The sequence below is a fragment of the Enterococcus avium ATCC 14025 genome (genome assembly GCF_000406965.1).
Classification (GTDB): Bacteria; Bacillota; Bacilli; order Lactobacillales; family Enterococcaceae; genus Enterococcus_A; species Enterococcus_A avium.
Window position 1 is genome coordinate 304,975 of the sequence record NZ_KE136366.1, and the last position, 22,409, is coordinate 327,383.

General features: G+C 40.9%; 16 protein-coding genes and 1 other annotated feature. Of the genes, 12 read left to right on the forward strand and 4 right to left on the reverse strand.

The genetic code is table 11. The features are described from left to right. Nucleotides 1-213: 213 nt before the first annotated feature. Nucleotides 214-1,185 carry a D-2-hydroxyacid dehydrogenase gene (locus tag OMU_RS18990; protein WP_016181484.1) on the forward strand — a complete coding sequence of 324 codons (972 nt, stop codon included), beginning with the start codon at nucleotides 214-216 and terminating at the stop codon, nucleotides 1,183-1,185. Nucleotides 1,186-1,210: 25 nt separating this feature from the next. Here the strand turns inward: OMU_RS18990 and OMU_RS18995 are convergent, their stop codons facing one another. Further along, on the reverse strand, nucleotides 1,211-2,146 hold the full coding sequence (locus tag OMU_RS18995; protein WP_016181485.1) for an aldo/keto reductase: 936 nt from the start codon (nucleotides 2,144-2,146) through the stop codon (nucleotides 1,211-1,213). Nucleotides 2,147-2,386: 240 nt separating this feature from the next. Then, nucleotides 2,387-2,593: a binding site (T-box leader), on the forward strand. A gap of 581 nt (nucleotides 2,594-3,174) precedes the next feature. Between OMU_RS18995 and hisS the strand changes: the two genes are divergently transcribed. The 4 genes from hisS to OMU_RS19015 all read left to right on the forward strand — a co-directional run bounded on the left by hisS (nucleotide 3,175) and on the right by OMU_RS19015 (nucleotide 9,527). After that, a complete protein-coding gene (gene hisS, locus OMU_RS19000) occupies nucleotides 3,175-4,473 on the forward strand; it encodes a histidine--tRNA ligase (RefSeq protein WP_016181486.1) in 1,299 nt (432 codons plus the stop codon). A gap of 57 nt (nucleotides 4,474-4,530) precedes the next feature. Next, nucleotides 4,531-6,303: an aspartate--tRNA ligase gene (aspS, locus tag OMU_RS19005; RefSeq protein WP_016181487.1), complete on the forward strand. Its 1,773-nt coding sequence runs from the start codon at nucleotides 4,531-4,533 to the stop codon at nucleotides 6,301-6,303. 155 nt (nucleotides 6,304-6,458) lie between these two features. After that, nucleotides 6,459-7,337 (forward strand): YitT family protein, encoded by an 879-nt coding sequence (locus tag OMU_RS19010; RefSeq protein WP_034876875.1) that lies wholly within the window; start codon nucleotides 6,459-6,461, stop codon nucleotides 7,335-7,337. Nucleotides 7,338-7,655: 318 nt separating this feature from the next. Then, on the forward strand, nucleotides 7,656-9,527 hold the full coding sequence (locus OMU_RS19015) for an acyltransferase family protein (RefSeq protein WP_016181489.1): 1,872 nt from the start codon (nucleotides 7,656-7,658) through the stop codon (nucleotides 9,525-9,527). A gap of 34 nt (nucleotides 9,528-9,561) precedes the next feature. Here the strand turns inward: OMU_RS19015 and OMU_RS19020 are convergent, their stop codons facing one another. After that, entirely contained in the window at nucleotides 9,562-9,837 is a 276-nt protein-coding gene (locus OMU_RS19020) for a GIY-YIG nuclease family protein (protein WP_016181490.1), read from the reverse strand. Further along, entirely contained in the window at nucleotides 9,827-10,561 is a 735-nt protein-coding gene (locus OMU_RS19025) for a tRNA1(Val) (adenine(37)-N6)-methyltransferase (protein WP_034876873.1), read from the reverse strand. The genes OMU_RS19020 and OMU_RS19025 overlap by 11 nt, the downstream gene beginning before the upstream one ends. A gap of 75 nt (nucleotides 10,562-10,636) precedes the next feature. On the opposite strand from OMU_RS19025, the gene OMU_RS19030 reads away from it, so the two are divergent. The 4 genes from OMU_RS19030 to OMU_RS19045 all read left to right on the forward strand — a co-directional run bounded on the left by OMU_RS19030 (nucleotide 10,637) and on the right by OMU_RS19045 (nucleotide 18,923). After that, the gene (locus tag OMU_RS19030; RefSeq protein ID WP_016181492.1) at nucleotides 10,637-11,266 is read left to right on the forward strand and encodes a lysophospholipid acyltransferase family protein; all 630 of its coding nucleotides are present in this window, start codon (nucleotides 10,637-10,639) and stop codon (nucleotides 11,264-11,266) included. Between the two features lie 221 nt (nucleotides 11,267-11,487). Further along, entirely contained in the window at nucleotides 11,488-12,621 is a 1,134-nt protein-coding gene (locus tag OMU_RS19035) for an exonuclease SbcCD subunit D (RefSeq protein WP_016181493.1), read from the forward strand. Further along, nucleotides 12,621-15,743 (forward strand): AAA family ATPase, encoded by a 3,123-nt coding sequence (locus tag OMU_RS19040; protein WP_016181494.1) that lies wholly within the window; start codon nucleotides 12,621-12,623, stop codon nucleotides 15,741-15,743. Before OMU_RS19035 ends, OMU_RS19040 begins: the two co-directional genes overlap by 1 nt. Further along, entirely contained in the window at nucleotides 15,744-18,923 is a 3,180-nt protein-coding gene (locus OMU_RS19045) for a DEAD/DEAH box helicase (protein WP_016181495.1), read from the forward strand. 27 nt (nucleotides 18,924-18,950) lie between these two features. Here OMU_RS19045 and OMU_RS19050 read toward each other — a convergent pair whose 3' ends face one another. Next, nucleotides 18,951-19,670: an HAD family hydrolase gene (locus OMU_RS19050; RefSeq protein ID WP_016181496.1), complete on the reverse strand. Its 720-nt coding sequence runs from the start codon at nucleotides 19,668-19,670 to the stop codon at nucleotides 18,951-18,953. A gap of 781 nt (nucleotides 19,671-20,451) precedes the next feature. Between OMU_RS19050 and spxA the strand changes: the two genes are divergently transcribed. The 3 genes from spxA to OMU_RS19065 form a co-directional block, all read left to right on the forward strand. Next, nucleotides 20,452-20,850: a transcriptional regulator SpxA gene (gene spxA, locus OMU_RS19055; RefSeq protein ID WP_010739854.1), complete on the forward strand. Its 399-nt coding sequence runs from the start codon at nucleotides 20,452-20,454 to the stop codon at nucleotides 20,848-20,850. Nucleotides 20,851-21,087: 237 nt separating this feature from the next. After that, entirely contained in the window at nucleotides 21,088-21,732 is a 645-nt protein-coding gene (locus OMU_RS19060; protein WP_016181497.1) for an adaptor protein MecA, read from the forward strand. A 187-nt stretch (nucleotides 21,733-21,919) separates the two neighbouring features. Further along, nucleotides 21,920-22,409, forward strand: a 490-nt coding sequence (locus OMU_RS19065) for an IS91 family transposase (RefSeq protein ID WP_040006317.1), incomplete at its 3' end; no start/stop codon positions are given.

Here is a 22,409-nt window from a genome sequence, read left to right on the forward strand (position 1 = left end):
TGGACGTGCTATTAAATTATCTGGACCCAATATTGATAGAAAAGCTTATTAGAATCGAATACTATCTAACGATTGAAAGTGATTATGTGATGGAAGCGACTATCTTTTAATCACTTTTTTTGTGGGTAGAATGTCAACGTGTCCGAAGCCTGTTTGCAGCTAGTTGGAATCAATGCTATTGTTGAATGAAATAATAGACAGAGGAGGCCAATGATGAAAATTGTTGTACTAGATGGTTATGCGTTAAATCCTGGCGATTTAAGCTGGCAAGGTTTTGAAGAATTCGGTGAAGTGACTGTTTATGAGCGCACTTCTTTTACGGATAAAAGTGAAATTATTGAGCGAATCGGTGATGCGGAAGCGATATTGACAAATAAAACACCGATCGATGAGGAGATTTTGGCAGCCGTTCCTCAATTGAAATACATTGGAGTCATCGCGACTGGCTACAATGTGGTGGATATTGAAGCCGCTGAACAGCGGAATATACCAGTAACGAATATTCCTACTTATGGAACGGATGCGGTGGCGCAATTTACTTTTGCCCTTTTATTAGAGATTGCCAACCAAGTAGGTGTCCATAATGTTTCTGTACATCAGGGAGAATGGCAAGAGAGTGTTGACTTCACGTATCAGAAAACGCCTTTGATGGAGCTTCAGGGCAAGACGTTGGGTCTGATAGGCTACGGAGAAATTGCTCAAGCGACAGCGGTAATTGCTCATGCGTTTAATATGAAGGTCATCTATTGGAATCACCGTCCAAAAGAAGCTCAGGCTGAATGGGCGCAGCAGGTTTCTATGGAGGAGCTTTATCAGCAGTCAGACATCATCAGTCTTCACGTACCGCAAACGGCAGAGACTCAAGAAATGATTAACCAAGAAAGTATCGCGAAGATGAAGGATGGCGTTATTTTGTTGAACACAGCTCGCGGCGGACTATTAGACGAAGCAGCGGTTGCTGAGGCTTTAAATGAAGGAAAAATATTTGCGGCAGGTGTCGATGTGGTCTCAAGCGAGCCGATGTCAAAGGACAATCCATTACTGACCGCTAAGAACTGTTTCATCACTCCGCATATTGCGTGGCGTCCGCTAGAAACGCGGGAACGCCTGATGGCTATTGCGGTGGATAATTTCGCTGCTTTTCTAGCCGGGAAAGAGAAAAATGTGGTAAATAAAAGAGCATGACGGATAATATCATGCTCTGTTTCTTCTATTTAAATAGTTGATCTATTTTGTCGTAGTCTTCAGTGGATAATCGGATATCGACCGCTTTGGCATTTGCCGCTACTTGTTCTGGACGTTTTGCGCCAGGGATGACGACATCGATTTGTGGATGCTTCATATACCAAGCAAGAACCAATTGTGCCACAGTCGCATCGTAGGCTTTAGCGATTGGTTTTAATTGATCTACTTTTTCGATGACCTCAGTGAAGCGTTCGCCATTGAAGTCAGGTCGTTTGCTTCTTGGGTCGGATTCCTCAAAACGATCTTCTTTTTGATATTTTCCAGTCAATAAGCCGGAAGCTAGAGGAAAGTATGGAACAAAGCTGATTCTCTTTTCTTTCAGATAAGGGAAAAGCTCTTCCTCAAGTTCACGATGAATCAAGCTATAGCGTTCCTCAACAATATCGACATAACCGTTTTGGTTGGCTTCTTTTAATTGTTCTAATGAGAAGTTTGAAACACCAATCGCACGGATTTTTCCTTCTTCTTTCAATTGATGCAGCGCGGCGATGGCCTCATTTTTTGGTGTTGCTTCATCTGGAAAATGAATGTAAAAAATATCGATATAAGTTGTTTGTAGTCTTTGGAGAGCTTCTTCTACAGATTTTCGCAGAAATTCTGGTGAGTTGTTGAATTGATAATTATTCTCTGGATCATGTGCGGCTTTTGTCGCAATAATAATGCGTGAGCGGTCAAATTCTGGCTCCTGTAAGACTTCACCGATCAACTCTTCTGAACGACCGTAGCCATAGGCAAAAGCCGTATCTAAGACAGTAATCCCATTATTGATCGCTGTACGGAGTACGTCTTTTCCAGTTTCGTCGTTTAAGTTTGGATGAATATTGTGTCCGCCGACAGCATTTGTTCCTAAACCTAAATCACTTGCGTAAACACGTGATTTTCCAATTCGTACATCTGACATATCGCATTCGCTCCTTTTACTTACCACTGGAGAATTCCAACGGCTTTTCTTTTTCAAGTTTAAGGGAAAGTCTCAAAAAAAGCGACTAATCTATTTTATCTCCTGCCAAGCTGGAAAGCAGTGTGCATTTTTCTGTTTAATAACTATCATGGGAAAAGCGGCAACTTCTTTTTTATCACCGGAAATCACTTGACTTTCAAGTCTTTTTTTAGTAGCTTAAGAAGAGATAAAAACATCAATGAAACATCTAAGAAGGAACCAGTAAATTACGAAAAAACGTACAGAAAAAATTGCCTTGGCTGAAAGCAATTTCGTGAAAAGTAATTGAAAGACAGTCTGGAGATGAGCGCGTGCAAAGCCGCTCCGTTACGCAAGCGTTAATTGCTAGAGAAAAAGAGTGAAGCTCTTTTTAAAAATAGGTGGTACCGCGATATTTTCGCCCTTGTTCATTCGAGCAAGGGTTTTTTTGTCAGTTGTCAGTTCCGCTTTTCGCAGTGTAAAAGATCGATACATGTTCACTATTTTAAAATGGAATGATTGATCGTGTTGTTTAGCGGAATGATATGCGTACGAAGATAGGTTCATTTTTTCGCTTTTTGGAAAAATGATTTCCACGATGTTGAGCTAGCTGCCGATCATATGCTTAATATCAAATGGAGAATAATTTGTAGAACAGTCTTATTAACTAATTAAATACATTAATATGAAAAAGGATTTCAGTTCCTCTTTTCTCAGTAATTATAGTTAGAGAAGAGAGTAATGATTTAACAAAAAATAGGCTGGAGAAGTTTAGAGGAATGTCATACGGCTTGAAAATCGAACTTATTTTTCTGGTAAGAAAAATAAATACATTAATATGAAAAAGGATTTCAGTTCCTCTTTTCCCAGTAATTATAGTTAGGAAAGAGAATAAAGATTTAACAAAGAATAAGTTGGAGAAGTTTAGAGGAATGCCATACGGCTTGAAAATCGAACTTATTTTTCTGGTAAGAAAAATAAATACATTAATATGAAAAAGGAGATATACCATGAGTTATCAACGACCAAAAGGAACCAATGATATTTTACCGGGAGAAAGTGAAAAATGGCAATTTGTCGAAGAAACAGCTCGGTTAGTATTTAATGATTACCAATATCAAGAAATTCGGACACCCATTTTTGAACATTACGAAGTGATTTCGCGCAGTGTCGGTGATACGACCGATATCGTTTCTAAGGAAATGTATGATTTCCATGATAAAGGAGATCGTCATGTGACCCTTCGCCCAGAAGGAACGGCACCGATCGTGCGTGCATATGTCGAAAATAAATTGTATGGACCAGAATTCAAGAAGCCTTACAAGGTTTATTACACTGGACCGATGTTCCGTTACGAACGTCCGCAAAAAGGTCGTTTGCGCCAATTCCATCAGATCGGCGTAGAGGCCTTTGGCAGTGAAAACCCAAGCTTGGATGTCGAAGTTATGGCGATGGCGATGGATTTCTTCAAACAATTAGGAATCAATCAATTACGTCTTGTGATCAATACGCTGGGGGATAAGGAAACACGGACAAATTATCGTCAAGCTCTGATCACCTATCTTGAAGCGCATGAAGAAGAGCTGAGCGAAGATTCACGTCGACGTTTGCATGAGAATCCACTGCGTGTGTTGGATAGTAAGGATCGCAAGGATCAGCCAATCGTGGCCGATGCACCAAGTATTTTGGATTATTTGAGTGATTACGCGAAGGAATACTTCGAAGGGGTTACGAAAACCTTGGAGTACCTAAATATTTCCTACGAAATCGATCACCGAATGGTTCGAGGATTGGATTATTACAACCATACAATCTTTGAAATCATGTGCGATGCTCCTGGAATGGGTGCACAAACAACTATATGCGGTGGTGGACGTTACGATGGTTTGGTAGAAGAGTTGGGCGGACCGGAGACACCTGGAATCGGATTTGCGATGGGAATTGAACGAATTCTATTAACGCTGGAACAAGAAGACGTGATGATTCCAAGCGCAGCAAGTCTGGATGCGTATGTTGTTGGTCTTGGTGAAGCAACAAATATGGAAAGCTTAAAAGTTGTTCAAGCGATTCGCGGTTTTGGTTTTTCTGCTGATCGTGACTTCATGGGACGTAAAGCGAAAGCTCAATTCAAAACGGCAGATAAGGAAGGGGCAAAGCTTGTCCTAACTTTAGGTGAAGATGAGTTGTCCAATGGTGTAATCAACGTGAAGGACTCAGCGACACGGGAAGAAAAGGCGTTTCCTTTAACGGATATCTATGAAGATTTTGCGGCGATCTATGATGAAATGACTATGCCGAAACTTGATTAATCGAAATAAATCTTACCTAATAAGAAAGATTACTTAAATAAATGGAGGAATGAAAAAATGGCTAGACGTACAGTCTATTGTGGACGAGTGTCCGAGGAGTATATGGATCAAAAAGTAACATTAAAAGGATGGGTACAAAAACGTCGTGATTTAGGCGGTTTGATTTTTATTGATCTGCGTGACCGTGAAGGTATTGTGCAGGTGGTCTTCAACCCAGAAGAATCGAAATCCGCTTGGGAAATTGCGGATCAATGCCGTAGTGAATATGTAGTTGAAATCACTGGTACAGTCATTCGTCGGGATGCTGGTGCGGTGAACAAAAAAATGGCAACCGGTGATTTTGAAGTTAAAGGTGAAGAAATTGTCATCCTAAATAGTGCCAAAACACCACCATTTTCAATTGAAGATGAACAAAATATCAGTGATGAAGTGCGTTTGAAATATCGTTATATGGATTTACGTCGTCCGAAGATGACACAAAACTTGATGATGCGCCATCGTTTGACGCAATCAGTTCGTCGTTTCTTGGATGATAATGACTTCTTAGATATTGAAACGCCATACTTGGCTAAATCTACGCCAGAAGGTGCTCGTGACTACTTGGTTCCTTCACGTGTTCATCCGGGGCATTTTTATGCATTGCCGCAATCACCGCAAATTTTGAAGCAATTATTGATGACTGCTGGCTTTGATCGCTATTATCAAATCGTGCGTTGTTTCCGTGATGAAGATTTACGCGGGGATCGTCAGCCAGAATTTACCCAGATCGATATTGAAACAAGCTTTTTATCAGCAGAAGAAATCCAAGATTATACTGAAGCGATGATCGCACAAGTCATGAAAGATGTACGTGGTGTTGAAGTGACGTTGCCATTCCCACGAATCACTTGGGATGAGGCGATGGAACGCTATGGTTCTGATAAACCAGACACTCGTTTTGATATGGAATTGATCGATGTGACAGATATCGCTTCTGCCACAGATTTTAAAGTCTTCCGTATGGCTTCAGATAACGGCGGTGTCGTAAAGGCCTTAAATGCGAAAGGCGCAGCGGATAAATACTCTCGTAAAGAATTGGATCGCTTAGGTCAATTCGTTGGTCAATTTGGCGCTAAAGGCTTGGCTTGGATTAAGGTTGATGAGAACGGCGAATTAACTGGTCCTATTGCGAAATTCATGGGCGGTGTCAGTGATGAATTGAAGAAAGCAACGAATGCCGAAGCAGGAGATATCTTAATGTTTGCGGCAGATCAATTCTTAACAGCCGTGACAGCATTAGGCGCGGTTCGTTCGAAAGTTGGGAAAGAATTAGGTCTGATTGATGAAGACCGTTTCGATTATCTATGGGTAGTGGATTGGCCGCAATTTGAATTTGACCAAGAATTAGGTCGCTACGTTTCTGCTCACCATCCATTCACGATGCCGATGGAAAAAGATATCGAAAACTTGAAGGAGCATCCAGAGAAGGTTTATGCGCAAGCCTATGATATCGTCTTGAACGGCTATGAATTAGGCGGCGGCTCACTCCGTATTAATACCCGTGAACTGCAAGAGCAAGTCTTTGAAACATTAGGCTTCACTCGTGAAAGTGCCAATGAACAATTCGGTTTCTTATTAGAAGCGTTGGATTATGGCTTCCCTCCAATTGGTGGGATCGCACTTGGCTTGGATCGTTTCGCGATGCTGTTAGCAAATGAAGACAACATTCGTGAAGTCATTGCCTTTCCTAAGAATGGGAAAGCAGCAGAACCAATGACTGATGCACCAAGCACAGTGTCACCATTACAGCTTTACGAATTGAGTATCGATGTCACGAAAATCGAAGAGTAAAGTAGCAGGCATTAATTTGCTGTTTTTCTAAAGTTTTTACATGAACTCTAAGAATATACTAAGAGAAGCGCCTACCTCCATGGTAGGTGCTTTCTTTTTTTCATGAAAATACGTATAATGTGAGTGAAATTTTGAAATGAGGCGGACAGGACATGATGAAAAAGAAGATAGAGGAGTGGCCCCATCACGATTATGCCACCCGATTATCTGTCGCAGTTGTTTATGCATTTTTAGCGGCGATTGCCGTAAACTTTTTTTACCAGCCAGGACATATCTATTCCAGCGGAGCCACCGGCTTTGCACAAATTTTAACAACGTTATCAGATCGGGTTGTCGGTTTTACCGTACCTGTATCGATCACCTTATTTTTGATCAATGTGCCCTTATTTTTCTTGGCATGGTTCAAGATTGGTCATAAGTTTACGATTTTTACCTTCATTACTGTTTTTTTAACATCGTTCTTCATTCACATTATTCCCCAGACAACATTGACGAAGGACCCAATTATCTGTGCGATTTTTGGCGGAGCAATCATGGGTGTTGGGATCGGATTTGCTTTGAAGAATGGTCTATCTTCTGGCGGCTTAGACATTTTGAGTATCGTGATTCGTAAGCGAACAGGGTCTTCGGTTGGATCAATCTCCATCATTTTCAATGTGATGATCATGCTGATGGCGGGGATTCTATTCAGCTGGCAATACATGTTTTATTCTGCTTTAGCTATTTTTATGAGTGGTAAGTTGACCGATGCGCTCTATACGAAGCAGCGGAAGATGCAGGTGATGATCGTTACCAAATGTCCAGAACGTGTGATTAATTCAATCCAGGATCATATGCGACGTGGAATAACTATCATTAATGAAGCTGAAGGTGCGTATAAGCATGATAAGCAAACCGTTCTGTTTACTGTAGTTACCCGCTTTGAGTTGCCATTACTAGAATCAATCATGCGGGAAAATGATCCCGATGCGTTCGTTAGTATTTCGGAAAACGTACGGATTATGGGGCGCTTTTACGAAGAATCAATGGATTAAAGATTAAGTGTCGCTTTTTGACAAATATGACTGATAGAATAATTATGAACATCTAAGGTAGAAGAAAACTCTATTTTAGATGTTTTTTAGAAAAAGGATTCTTTTAATGAGAGCTAGTTGTCAGTTCTATTTTTAATGGCTACGTATATGAAAATATTCCAACTAAATAAAAGGAATTAAGCCATTCTGATCGAATTATTTTAATAAAAAAACTTAAATATTTAGGAAATACTTTTTTTATGGAGAAATTGTTGCAGTTTACGAAAAATATCCGTATAGTTAATTTGATATTCTATAGTAAAGTTGGAAAGTAAACTTATGGGAAAAAGATTAAAGCATAGTCGCTATATTACTGGGTTTGACGGAATTCGCTCGTTAGCGGTAATCGGCGTAATTTTATATCATTTATTGCCTACGCAAATGCGGGGTGGATACTTAGGGGTTCCTGTTTTTTTTGTGGTCTCAGGTTATTTGATCACGGATTTGCTACTGCAGGAATGGAAGCAAACTGGTCGTATCGAGATCAAGCAATTTTATTATCGGCGTATGAAGCGTCTATACCCGGCGCTAGTCACGATGCTTGTGGGTGCTTCAGCGTACATAACGTTATTTCAACGGAATCTTTTGAATAACTTGCGGGGCAATGTCATCAGCAGCTTGTTCTACGTGAACAACTGGTGGCAGATCAATCATGGAATGTCTTATTTTGATCGATTTTCTGGTGAATCGCCCTTTACGCATATTTGGTCGTTGGCAGTGGAAACGCAGAATTATATTTTTTGGCCCATCATCTTTGTTTTATTGATGAAGCTGGTGAAAAACAAGGGAAAAGTTTTCCTTGGGATTGTCGCGGCCGCTTTGGTCTCCGCGATTTTAATGGCTGTGCTGTATGTGCCGGGACAAGATCCTACACGGGTTTATTATGGAACGGACACGCGCTTGTTTTCTATCTTGCTAGGAGGTGCGTTGGCTTTTATTTGGCCAAGCACACGCTTGAAGCCGCAGATTCCGTCACAGGCTAAGCGAATACTTAATGGAATTGGGTTAGGCTCGTTATTGTTTCTTGTTCTGGCATTCCTATTTATGCGGGATGATTTATCCTTTATCTATTATGGCGGTATGTTTTTAGTCAGTTTAGTGAGCGTCATATTAGTTGCTATCACTGCCCATCCAGGTGCTAGCTGGAACCGTTGGTTAACGAATCCGGTCTTTGATTGGATTGGCAAACGGAGCTATGGGATCTATTTATATCAATATCCAGTAATGATTTTCTATGAAGCAAAGGTTAATGTAGCGAATCATACCTTTCTTCATACGATTATGGAAGTCATTCTAATTCTTTTTGTTACTGAACTTTCTTATCGATATATCGAAAATCCGCTGCGCCGGTTCAATTACCGTAAGACGTTTGCCTCACTAAAACAATCTTTTTGGGCACCAATCAAAAGTCGCAGGAAAATCGGATTTATCTTTTCTAGCTTAATCACTGTAATCGCGGTAGTAGGTGTGATTATCGCGCCAACCAATAAAGTTGATGCCAATCAACAAGCGTTACAAAAGCAAATCGAACAAAATAAGCAGGCTTCCAAGAAAACAGACGGGGAGACGGCCGCAAACGATTCTAATGGAGCAGCAGAATCTACAGATAGTTCTGAAGCACCAACCAGTTTAGCTGATAAATATAGTCTAAGTAATCGTGAGATAACGAAGGCAAAAAATCTGAAAGTGACGGCTTTTGGGGATTCTGTTTTATTAGCAGGCTCCAAAGGACTGACAGAGATATTTCCTAAAATGGTTGTTGATGGCGAAGTCGGACGGCAATTGAAGGATAGTCCGCCACTGTTGAAAGCCTTGAAAGATAAGGGCGAGCTAAATGATACGATTCTCTTGAGTTTAGGAACAAATGGTCCTTTCAATCTCGATGACTTTGCTCAAATCATGAATGTTCTAGGGGACAAGCATCAAGTCTTTATCATCAATACTCATGTGCCGACGCGTCGTTGGCAGAATGATGTGAATGCAAATCTAGAGGCCGCTGCCAAGGATTATAAGAATGTTCACTTGATTGACTGGTATAATTTCAGTAAGGATCATCAAGATTGGTTCTATGATGACCAGGTCCATCCGAATGATGTTGGATCGATCCATTACTGCCAATTGATCGCCAAGGAAATACTAAAAGGCGAATAAACTGAAAAAGACAAAAAAACGTTTTGTGAGTCACTCACAAAACGTTTTTTGCTTGATGCTCTCGCAAGTACTTTTCTTTTTGCCTGCGGGGTAATTTTTTAAAAGCTGATTCCGCTTTAGTGGCCTCGCTGCGGGTTTCAAAGCGCTCGGCGTGAATCATTTTGACTGGTCGGCGACTCTGAGGGTGGGTATATTTTGCACCAGTGCCTGTATTATGCTCCAATAGGCGTCGGGATAGGTCTGTCGTATAGCCGCCGTAAAAGCTTTGGTCATTGCAAAGTAAAACATAAAAGAATTGATCAGTTGCCATAAAGCATCTCCTGTAAGTCGGCAGAGTAGCTGCCCGTTTGGTCATAGGTATATAATGGTGGAAGAAAACGCAGACCTTCGTTTTTGCCGTCTTTGATTCCTTCGATTAGTAGAATATTGGCTTCTTTTTCTGGTTTTGGGTAAACGAATTGGATTCGCTTCGGCGCGATCCGGTGTGCACGAAGACAGTCCATGATTTCTAAAAAACGATCCGGTCGATGTACCATTGCGAAACGGCCATTCATTTTTAGTAATTTCGCAGTGACACTGACGACATCCTCTAAAGTCGCGTGAATCTCATGACGAGCAATCGCTAAATGCGGGTTAGGATTTTTTTGACTTGTTGGCAATTCCTTGAAATAGGGCGGATTGCAGACGACTAAATCAGCAGAATCGGCTTTAAAAACGTCAAATGTCTTTTTTAAGTCCAGCTCGTGCATCGTCATTTGGTTTTCCAGCTGATTTAAAAGAATACTGCGTTTGCCCATGTCAGCAAGACGAGGTTGAAGCTCGATCTGGTCAATCAGGGCAGTGGTTTTTCGACTTAAAAAAAGTCCAATCGCGCCATTTCCTGCACAAAGATCAATGATTTTTCCGCGTTTTGGCACACGAGCAAAGTTCGCTAATAGAACGGCATCAATGGAAAATGAGAAAACCTCCGAGCTTTGGATGATTTGGATATCTTCAGCATAAAGCTGGTCGATTCGTTCGCCATTTCTTAACAATTTCATTTGCCCCCTTAAAAAAATCATACCGTTGTATTATACTACGTTTAGTTAGTTAACTGAAAGGAAGAAATCATGTTTTTTAAATTTATTCGCGTCATTGCCCGAACGATCTTGGCGGTCGTCAATGGCAATGCTCACTACCAAAATCAAGACAAATTACCAGAGGGAAACTATATTCTTGTGGCGCCTCACCGAACTTGGTGGGACCCTGTCTATATGGCTCTGGGCGCATCGCCTAAACAGTTTAGTTTTCTGGCAAAGGCCGAGCTGTTCAAGAATCCGATTTTGCGATTCATTCTGGTGCATTTAAATGCCTTCCCTGTTGATCGCGACAAACCAGGACCAAGTGTGGTGAAGCGACCAGTCAAAATGCTGAAGGACTCGGATAAGAGCTTGATCATGTTTCCAAGTGGAACCCGTCATTCTTCTGAGTTGAAAGGCGGAATGGCGTTAATTTCTCGTTTATCGAAAAAGCCGATCGTCCCTTCTGTTTATCAGGGACCTACAAAGTTCTCTCAACTGTTTAAACGGACCCCCGTCATTATTCGTTTTGGTGATCCGATTGATCTTTCTGACATCAAGAAAATGGATAAAGCTGGATTGGCCGAGGTTGAACGTCGTGTTCAAGGAGCGTTTGACCAGCTAGATCGGGAGATTGATCCGAATTTCAAATATGTTGCCAAAGAAAAAAACGCCGAGTAGTTACAGATTATCGACAAAGTAAGGTTCCAAGCTCAATTTTCGAGCTTGGGATCTTTTTTTGGTTTGATTTCAAATTTTGAAAAAAACGCATGGATCTTTCTTTATCTTATAAAAGTTGAGAAATAAACCGTTCCTGTAGCAACATCCACTTGCTTTGCGGAAAAAAATGGCGAATCATGTTATACTTTTGGGAAGGACTTAATTAGGAAAAGGGTGGATCAATGAAAGTTTTGCATACTGCGGACTGGCATATGGGGAAAAAGCTGCACGGCTATGACTTGTTGCCAGATCAAGCATATATTCTTGATCAAATACTAAAAATCGCAAAAGAAGAGATCGTAGAGGCCATCGTAATCGCGGGGGATTTATATGATCGTTCTGTTCCTTCTGAGGCGAGTGTTCGGTTATTAAATCAAACAATCGCTGATTGGAATTTAACGCAGCAGTTCCCATTACTGGCGATTTCGGGCAATCATGATAGTGCGACTCGCTTAGCAACAGGGACACCATGGTTCAATCAAGCACAGTTTCATTTGCATACTCGCTTAAAAGAAGCTTTTACGCCGGTGGAAATGGGAAATAGCCAATTTTATCTATTGCCTTATTTTGAACCGGTGGATGCGCGTATCTACTTTGAAGATTCAGAGCTTCGTACGATTCAACAGGCAATGCCGAAAGTAATCGAAAAAATACAGGAAAGCTTTGATCCGGATAAAAAACACATTTTAGTCAGTCATTTTTTTGTTGCCGGCAGCAGCAAAACGGACTCTGAAACGAAGATCGAAGTTGGCGGACTTGATGGGATCAATGGGAAGTTACTCGAATGCTTTGATTACGTCGCGTTGGGCCATCTCCATGGGAAGGACGCGCTAAAAATGGCGAATGCTCGCTACAGCGGCTCGCCTTTGAAATACTCATTGTCGGAAAAGGATCAAACAAAAGGTGTTTGGATCGTTGATACAGATACTATGGACTTTTCCTTCCGGACATTGACACCGCTTCATGAAATCCAAGAGCTGCAGGCTAGTTTTGCTGAATTATTAGACCCAGCTTTTTACACCACGATTAATCGGGAGGACTATTTGTCGATTCTATTAGAGGATCGAGCGGTGATTCCCAATTTAATGAACCAACTGCGCCAGGTCTATCCTCGGATCATTCAGGTAGAACGTGCGAATGGCTTTGAGACAGCTGTTGAGAAGCGTCTGAAAAAGGAAAATATTAAAGAGAAATCTCCAGTTAATCTAACAAAGGATTTCTTTACAGAGGTTTCCCAGAATGAACTGACAGCTAAACAGAAAAAATGGATCGAGGAAGGCTTACACACGATCCTGAAAAAAGGAGGCGAGGAGTAATGCTTCCAAAGAAAATCATTATGGAAAACTTTGGTCCGTTTGTTCACGAAGAAGTCGATTTTGACGAACTGACAGAGGCGCCATTATTTTTGATCAGCGGGAAAACCGGTGCTGGTAAGACCACAATTTTTGACGCGATCACCTTTGCTTTATATGGCGATGCATCTGGCGGTGTTCGTTCATCAAACGAGATTCGATCCTCCTTTGCTGAGCTAACTGAAGAAACTCGGGTGCAGTTCATTTTCGAGCACCAAGGAAGAAAGTATTCTATTGAACGTTGGCCGAAGCAGACCTTAGCCAAGAAAAACGGCAAAGGCGAGACGACCAAAAATCAAAAGGTTCAATTGAGCATTTTTAATGATAAGGGTCAAGAGGCTGAGGCCTATACCAAGGTGGATGCAGTGAACGAGGTCATCTATCAGATTTTAAATCTGCAAAAGGATCAATTTCGCCAAATCGTGATGCTGCCCCAGGGAGAGTTTCGAACGTTCCTCAATGCGAATAGTACTGAGAAGGAAACCGTCCTGCGGAGTTTGTTCGGCACTAGTTTCTATCGCCAATTCACAGAAAATTTGAAGCTTCAAAAGTGTGAGCTAGAGAAATCAGTCAGTGAAATGACTACTCGTATTGATCAATTATTTCAACAAGTCGTTGCTGAAAAAGGTGTAACTTATGGGGAGTCGCTAAATCTTGCTCGTGAGTATTTACTATTGGAAGAACAAGAGCTTTTGAAAAGTCAGACGGAGTTAGCGGAAAAACAGGCTAAACAAAAGGCCCTTCAACAGCAGCTTCAAAGAGCACAGGAGCTGTCTGAAAGCTTCAAGCAGGAGCAGCAAACTCGTCGCGAGCTTCTAAAAATCGAAGAGCAGCTGCCAGAGCAGGAAGAAAAGAAACAGCAATTGGTGCGGGGGAGAGAACTTGAGAAAATTCGTCCAACCTATGATCGCATCCAAGAGTTGGTAAAGCAGCAGATTCAGCAGACCGATGAAGTAACTGAGAATCAGCAACGTGCAGCTGAGCTAGAGCAGCAATATAGTGAGTGCCAAAAACAAACGACTGATTTTGAGCAGCAAAGTGCCGAGTGGCAAACTAAAGAGCAGCAGCTGCAAAGCTTGAACGCTTTATTGCCTTTGGTCAAGCAAAAAGAGCAGCTGATGAAACAAAAAACGGAACTGACAGATAAACAGGCGAAACAGCAGGAGCACTTAACAGAAATTATTCAACAAATAAAGGTTCACGAAGAAAAAATCAAACTGCTGGAGACCAAACAAAATACGGAAAAAATGTGGCAGGATCGTCGTTATGAGGAGCTACAGTTTCAACAGACGGTGACTCACTTGCAGCAATCAGCCAAAGATATTTTCGATCAACAGGAGGAAGAAGAGGACCAGCAGATCAAGCTGGCTCAATTGGTTGAAAAAGCCAGTCGTACAAGCAATCAATTAACAAGTGAAGTGGCAGATTATAAGAAGTTGAAAAGTCAGTGGGCTTCTGCGGAAATTGCCCGATTAAGTATGGATTTGCTTCCGGGAGAACCTTGTCCTGTTTGCGGTTCAAAGGAGCATCCGAATCCAGCCCAGCACGCTGAGTTGACCACTGATAATTTGGGACAATTACAGGTGGCGCTAGAAACTCAGGAAACGCGAATTAAGCAGTTAGAGTTGATTCGGGAACAGGCAGAGGCTCAGTATGAGGTTGGAATAAAAACCTTTGATCAATTACAGGAGGATCGGTCGGCGGCGCAAAAGGCGCAAGAAGAGCAAATCAATACTCTTCAGGCCACTTTTGCCGATTATTACCAGCTGGAAGTTGAAGCCGATTTATCGGAGCTTGTGATATTTCTTAGGGAGCGTCAAAAAGAAACGGATGAACGTTTAGCTGAGATTAACGAATCGAAACAAACCTTGCTTGACCTGAAGGCAGAGATTGATAATAATCAAGCTAAAAAACTTGAGAGCGAGACTAGCTTAAATGTTGTGAAAGGTGAACTGCAAACCTTAGAGGGCAGATTGTCCAGTATTGAGGAGCAAACCAAAGAGTGGCAGTTGCCGACTTTGGAGGCACATATCGTTGAACTGCAGGGCAAGATAGACGAGTATCACACTCACCTGCAGGCACACCAAGCCTTAGTGAAGGAACTTGAGCAGCAGCATATCCGTCTGCAGGAAAATCATAAGCTATTAGCTAAGCAACAGCAAGAGACGGGGGAGAACCTAGAAAAATTTCAAACGTCACTGCAACAGCAATTGGTAGATGCAAATTTAGCTATTGAACAGTTAGCATCAGCGCCCATTGATCTTTTAAGTTTAGAACAAGAGATTACAGATTTCGATCAACAGCTCTTACTGCTAAAAGATCGCCAATCACGGTTGGCAGAAGTAATCAAGGATCAAGAGAAACCAGAGCTGGATGAGCTGCAAACCTTAGTGACAAGCTGTGAAGCAGAAGTCACTCAATTCCAACAGCAGCATTATGCCAAAGAAAGTCAGCTACAGCAACAACGCACGTTGATTGAAACTATTGAAGATCTACAGGCGCAAAGCAAGGAGCAATTGGACGAATTAAGCCAAATGATGCAGCTTTATCAAACGATGAACGGAGATAATCCGCAAAAAATCAGCTTAGAGCGGTATGTCCTGCAATGGTATTTGGCCGAGGTTCTGCAATGTGCCAATCAGCAGCTGAATCAGCTAACCAAGGGGCGCTATCGTTTTGAGTTGAAGCAGGAAACCGGTCGATCGAAAGGAAATACTGGGCTTGAGATCAATGTTTATGATGACAATGCCGGCGCAACGCGTAGCTCTCATACCTTATCTGGCGGCGAAAGCTTTATCGCAGCGTTATCCTTGGCTTTGGGACTTGCGGAAGTGATCCAGAGTCAGGCTGGCGGCGTTGCGATTGAAGCCTTGTTCATTGATGAAGGCTTTGGATCATTGGATGAAGAAGCGTTGGAGATGGCTATGGAAGCCTTGGAAAGCATTGAAAATGCGGGACGGATGATCGGCATTATCAGTCACGTACGAGAATTGAAAGAACGTATCCCACAACAAATTATTGTGGAAACTAGCGGAACGGGACGCAGCAGTATTCGTTACCAGCTAGAAGGATGGAGTGAAACGTAAATGAGATGGAGTATTCCAGAAAAAGTGATCGAACGCGGCAGAACGTATTTAAAAGAGGGGCGGGTCTTATCCGTTGAGGCAGATCCGGCTCGTCGTGTTTGGCATGGTGAAGTATTAGGCAGTGAACTTTATCTGGTTGATTTAGATGGCAGTGGAAAAGAAAATGATATTTGTGCCTGCCCGTATTGGGAAGAGCATGGTTATTGCAAACATACAGTAGCGGTTGAATTATATTTACGGGAAAAAGGTCTTTCGCGGGTAATCAAGCCAGAGACTGTCTTGCCGAAAAAAATGGAGAGCAGTATTTCTTTTGCTGATTTGTTAAATCAAGGCTTTTCAAGATTGGAAAAGGAAGCAGAGCCCTTGCAGTCCTTATTTGTTGAATTTGTGGTGGAGGCCGTTCCAACGAATCCTTATCACCCAGAATTGGATGTTTTGGCGGTGTCGCTGCGTATCGGCAGTCATTTGAACAAACGCAGCTATATCGTGAAGAACTTATATGACTTTTTACACGCATATCAGACCGATTCAGCCTATACCGTAAACAAACAATATAAATTCCAGATCGAGGCGGGTGCCTTTGATCCAAAATGTCGAGATTTGATTGAAGATTTAGTGGGAGTCAGTGAAACATATCAATTATTAGGGAAAGCTGGTCTACAGGTCAAAGGTAAACTAGACAAGCGTTATCTTTTATTGCCGGTTCATCGGATTCAAGAACTATTGGAAGCGATGGAAAAGACTGGAAATTTAAGTATTAAACTAGGTGAAAAAACCTATTCTGAAGTGCATGAGGGACAAGAGCTACCACTTTCATTCACTTTGGAAAAACGTGGAGAAAATGATTTTGGTCTAACCATCGAGGATGGCTTCACCAATTATTATAGTAATTATTTCTTAGGCTTCGTTGAAAATTCCTATTATTTGATGACTCATGAGCAGCAGGAAACCTACATTACGCTGAAGCAGCTGATGAAGCGGCTGAAAGAACCGGTTATTGCATATGAGCAACGACAACTTTCGCAATTATTCACAGACGTTTTTCCATATTTACGGAAAATTGGTCGAGTAATTGTTACCGATGATGTGGCAGAGATCATGAAGGAGGAACCGTTGCGTGCGGTCGTCATCTTTCGAAAAATCAAAGGAATGATAAAGGCGGAAGCTGAGTTTCATTATGGCAACGCTTATTTCTCTACCAATGAGGCGCATCAGCCCAAGCTGCCTAATAATGTCGAGATTTTAAGAGATCGTAAAAAGGAAAAACAAATCCTGGATCTCTTTACTACGTACCGGTATCAAAAAATCGATACGGGCTTTGAAAAGAAATTACCGATTAAAGACAATCTTTATTACTTCTTTAAAGTCGAAGTGGAAGAGTTTAGACGATATGCTGAAGTGCGTATGGGCAAGAAGCTGCGTCAGCTCTTCTTAGACGGTGAAGAATTCCAACCAACAATCGAGGTGGATCAGGAAGGATCATGGCTCGATATCAAGTTTGATGTGACGGGAATCAATGATAATGAAATTGACCAGGTCTTGAACAGTTTGCTGCGGAAGGATCGCTTTTACACATTGGATAATGGCGAGGTGCTCTCCTTTGATTCAGAGGCCTTCCAGCAAACCAGTGAAATGATCGGTCAGCTGCGGGAAAGAATTAGCGCGAACGATGGATTGATCCGCTTGCCGAAGAGCCAAGGGATTATGCTAGAACAGCGGTTGAAGGATAATCCGCAGGCACAGTTCAGCGAAAGCTTTACTGCGATGGTGCAGGATTTGACTCATCCAGAGGATTATCAAGTGGCTTTGCCAGAGAATCTTAATGCCACATTGCGGCCTTATCAAGAGTCAGGTTTTCGCTGGTTGAAAATGCTGAGCGATTATGGCTTTGGCGGAATTTTAGCTGATGAAATGGGTCTTGGGAAAACGATTCAGGTAATCACTTTCTTATTGGCGGAAAAAGCACAGCAACCAATCAAAGTGGTAATTGTCACGCCAGCGAGTCTGGTCTATAACTGGCAGGCGGAAATCAAGAAGTTTGCGCCAAGTTTAAGTTCATCAGTTATTTCAGGCAATCGTAGCGAACGGGAGCAGTTGCTTGAAGAGGCTGAAGAGATTGTTATTACGTCTTATGCAAGTCTGCGTCAGGATATTGATCTCCATGAAAAGATGGGTTATCAATACATGATTCTTGATGAAGCCCAGATGGTGAAAAACGCCTCGACGAAAACTTCCAGCGCTTTGCGAAACTTATCGATTCCACATCGCTTCGCGTTGAGTGGTACGCCAATCGAGAACAATCTGGAAGAGCTGTGGTCATTATTCCAAACGATCATGCCAGGATTCTTCCCACCGATCGGACGTTTCCGTCAAATGGCTGTTCCAGAAATTGCTAAGATGATTCAACCGTTTGTTCTGAGACGCGATAAAGATACCGTCTTGCAGGAATTGCCTGAGCGGATCGAATCAAATGTCTTGAGCAGTTTGACGGAAGAGCAGAAGACGGTCTATCTTGCTTATTTAAAACGAATGAAGCAAGAGGTCGACCAAATGGATTCAGCGACATTCCGAAAACAGCGTGTAAGTATCTTAGCTGGTTTAACTCGCTTGCGTCAGATCTGTGATGATCCTCGTTTGTTTATGGAAGGGTACGAAGGTGGTTCTGGCAAACTTGATCAAGTCAAGGATCTGATTCAAGTGGCGAAAGAAAATGGTCGACGAGTCTTATTGTTCTCACAATTTACTAGTATGCTTTCAATCATTGAAGAGGAGTTCGCGGAAGAAGGAATTACTAGCTTCTACTTGCGAGGCAGCACTAAAGTTTCTGATCGCCTAAAAATGGTGGATGCCTTCAATGCAGGAGAAAAAGATGTCTTTTTGATTTCGCTAAAAGCTGGAGGAACCGGTCTGAACCTGACTGGGGCGGATACAGTTATTCTCTACGATCTATGGTGGAATCCGGCAGTCGAAGAGCAGGCGGCAGGACGTGCTCACCGGATTGGCCAGAAGAAGGTCGTCGAGGTATGGCGCATGATCGCTGAAGGAACGATCGAGGAACGAATGAATCAGCTGCAGCAAGAAAAACGCGAGCTGTTCCAGAAAGTCATCCAAGGCAACGAAGAACAAACCAATAAACTTACAGAAGAGGATATTCGCATGATTTTAAGTTTAGGCGAATAGAAATAGAAAAAGAAAAGTATGCCACGTTCAGTGCGGCATACTTTTTTGGTTCGTCAGAAGAGATTTCAAATCCTCAAAGTTTTTGATTTCTTTTTCAAAAATAGCGCTTTGACCTTCTGGTATTTTACGATTTTGGTGATTGAACCACCAAACGGACCAGCCAGCGGCCTTAGCGCCAATGACATCATTTTCAAAGCTATCACCAATATATAAAAGTGATTCAGGTGCCAATTTCAATCGTGTTTCCATCAAAGAAAAAATTTTTGGTTCTGGTTTTTGAATACCAACCGCATCTGAAATAATCATTTTTTCAGGCGCGATCCAACGAGCTAATTGCAACGCGCTAATTTTCTCTTTCTGTCGCAATACCGGTCCATTTGTGATCAGACCTAAAGGAACATCCTGTTGATTCAAGAAGGTTAATGAATCACTGATTTCAGAAGGTAATGTGATTGTTTTTAATGCGTGATCGTAGGCCGCTTGGAATGTCTCCAATTCAGATTTACTTGGAACAAAATCAAAATCAGCTAGTGCCAGACGAATTCGCTCATAACGCATTTTTGCTAAAGACCATTCTCCTGTGATCGACTTCATATAGTGGAGGTCACTATAATAGCGGAAACGAATAAACAAAGCGTTCATCTTACTTTCTGGAAAAGTCGGAAACAAATCGTTGATAGCAGAAGCAAAAGGGGCTTGTTGTTTGTATAAGGTATCATCTAAATCAAATACTATTCCTTGAATCATTTACTCACTCCTAAGGTTTCAATAAACTTATTATAGCAAAAAAATAATTATTTTATTTGGACTGAGCAAAAAAGTGGCGCAAAAATATAATTCTTGTTATGTTATTCGAGTAGCAAAGTAATGAAAAAAACATGAACCGGAATCAATCAAAAATATTCTTCGGGAAAAAAATAATGATTGAGAAGAGAAAGAATAGCTGGAATTTAAGATCTACCAATTTTTGGAAACTCTATAAAATTTTTGATTTTTTTTGAATATTTGAAAGCTGTATCTATTTTTAACGAGTAATCCTGATGGAAAATTTAATACAGATAACTGTCTCAGAGATTAAAATAAAATAACTATAAAATAATAAGCAACATCTATGAATGTATTTTCCATTTTAAAATCATTCTAATAAAGCCTTGATATACAAAAGATTTATGAATATAAATATATTTTTTTATTGAATTGGTTATCAAAATTAAAAAGATAAAAAAATTCATTTTTTTAATTTGATATAATAATTTTGCATAAACTGTATTAGTAATAATACAGTTTTTTTAGCTGTTATAGAACGGGGTCAAATGAGAGCGGCGCCACTAATTTCTCATCTTGACAAATTAAAACTGTCGTGACAGTTGTTATAGTCGAGAATTAAATTAAATAACGTTAATATTTGTAAAAAAAAAGACACCCAACTCTTTTTTTTGTTACCTTTTTTCTGTATAATAGAAACAGATAGTAGGAAACCACTACTACCTGTTACAAAAATTGAGAGTCAAGAAAAGGAGTGATATGCATGTTAACACTATATACTTCCCCTAGTTGTACATCATGTCGGAAAGCACGTGCTTGGCTACAGGAACATGAGATTCCTTATGTTGAACGAAATATCTTTTCTGAGCCATTGAACATTGATGAGTTGAAGGCTATTTTACAAATGACTGAGGATGGAACGGAAGAAATCATTTCGACCCGTTCGAAAGTTTTCCAAAAGTTGAACATGGATTTAGATGAATTGTCCCTAAAAGAATTATTGGATTTAGTTAAAGAAAATCCTGGATTATTACGTCGTCCGATTATGATTGACGAGAAGCGTTTACAAGTTGGTTTTAACGAAGATGAAATTCGTCGTTTCTTGCCTCGTGATGTTCGCCAATATGAATTACGTCAAGCCCAATTGATGGCTGGATTATAGAATAGATACCCCGCAAAAAGTGGGGTATTTTTTTTGTGTATTTATCTATCTAACGCGTAACGATTAATTTGCTCTCCTTTTTTTAGCTTGTAAGTTTCACTACAGACTAATGCGATCTTGAAATCTTATGATCTCATTGTTTATAGGATTTTAATAAAATTCGACGGCTTTCTTTACTTTTAAGCGGAATCAGTTACAATGAACATATAATCTATCTTTAAAGTGAGGTGTGCCAAGATGGAGATGGAACACATCAATGAAAATACGATCCGAGTCATTATTGAAAATGAGGATTTAGCCGAACGTGGAATTACTTTTCTCGATTTATTAGGAAATCATCGGGAAATCGAATCTTTCTTCTATAGTATTTTAGAGGAAGTCGATATTGAGGATGAGTTCAAAAGTAGTGAGGCGGTTACTTTCCAAGTCCTTCCGAAAAATGACGGATTGGAACTATTTATTAGTAAAAACCTGACGCCAGAAGACATCAACAAAATGAACAATTCAACAGAGTTCGAAGCAAGCGATTTTGATCAATTGATTCGTCAACAAATTTTAGCGAACTCTGAAAGTCTTGAAGAAGACGAAAAAACCAGCCGCTTACGGGTTTTTCAATTGAATAGTTTTGAGGATATGATTGAATTAGCAAGCTATCACTTTTTAGATGAAGCCTGGTGTGATTTATATCTACTGAATGAGAAGTATTATTTGCAGATTTATTTTGACCCTGAGATTTTTGGTGAATTCGGTTTATCAGATGTTATTGCTGAAGTCTTAGAATACGCTCAAAATTCCTCTGTTTCAACAGAAATGTTGGAAGAATACGGAAAACTTTTGATGCAGCGTGATGCGATCGAGATTACTCGTGCTCATTTTAATTAAAGGCTCTTCGTCAAATCGTGTTGGTGAAGACAAATTTGAATAAAACTTAGTCCGATATGCGGCGCGTTCTGTGCGCCGCATATTTTTTTAACATTAAAGGAAGTATAACATTTTAAGCGGTCAAAGGATTGATACATCAATCTTTTGACCGCTTTTCATCTGGTCTTTTTCCTATTAAACTGGAGATATGAAACCCAATATTTTACACGCCATTTTCTTTGATGAATATCAAAACTGGGAGAAATTCAATCAAAGGTACACGAGAAGGATTCGATCCGTTGTGAAAAGAGAAGTGAAGAAGTTTCGCGATTGTGGTGACCTTAAAAAAGGTTATCGTCTATTTGTCTGTGAAGGATGCCATGATGTAAAGAAAGTGGCTTTTCGTTGTAAAGGGAAATTTTGTCCAACTTGTGCAACTGGGGAAAGTCAACGGTGGGCAGAGGTTGCGGCGAACGATCTGTTTACAGTGACGCATCGACACGTCATCTTCACGATCGATGAAGGTTTACGTGAGATTTTTCTGAAGGAGAAGTATCGTAAGGAGCTTTTAAAAGGATTAATGGATGAAGCTGCACGGATACTATTAGATTTTTTTAGAAAGCACCATATACAAGCTGGGGTTGTGGCAACACTCCACACCTTCGGTTCTCAGCTAGAATACAATCCGCATGTTCATT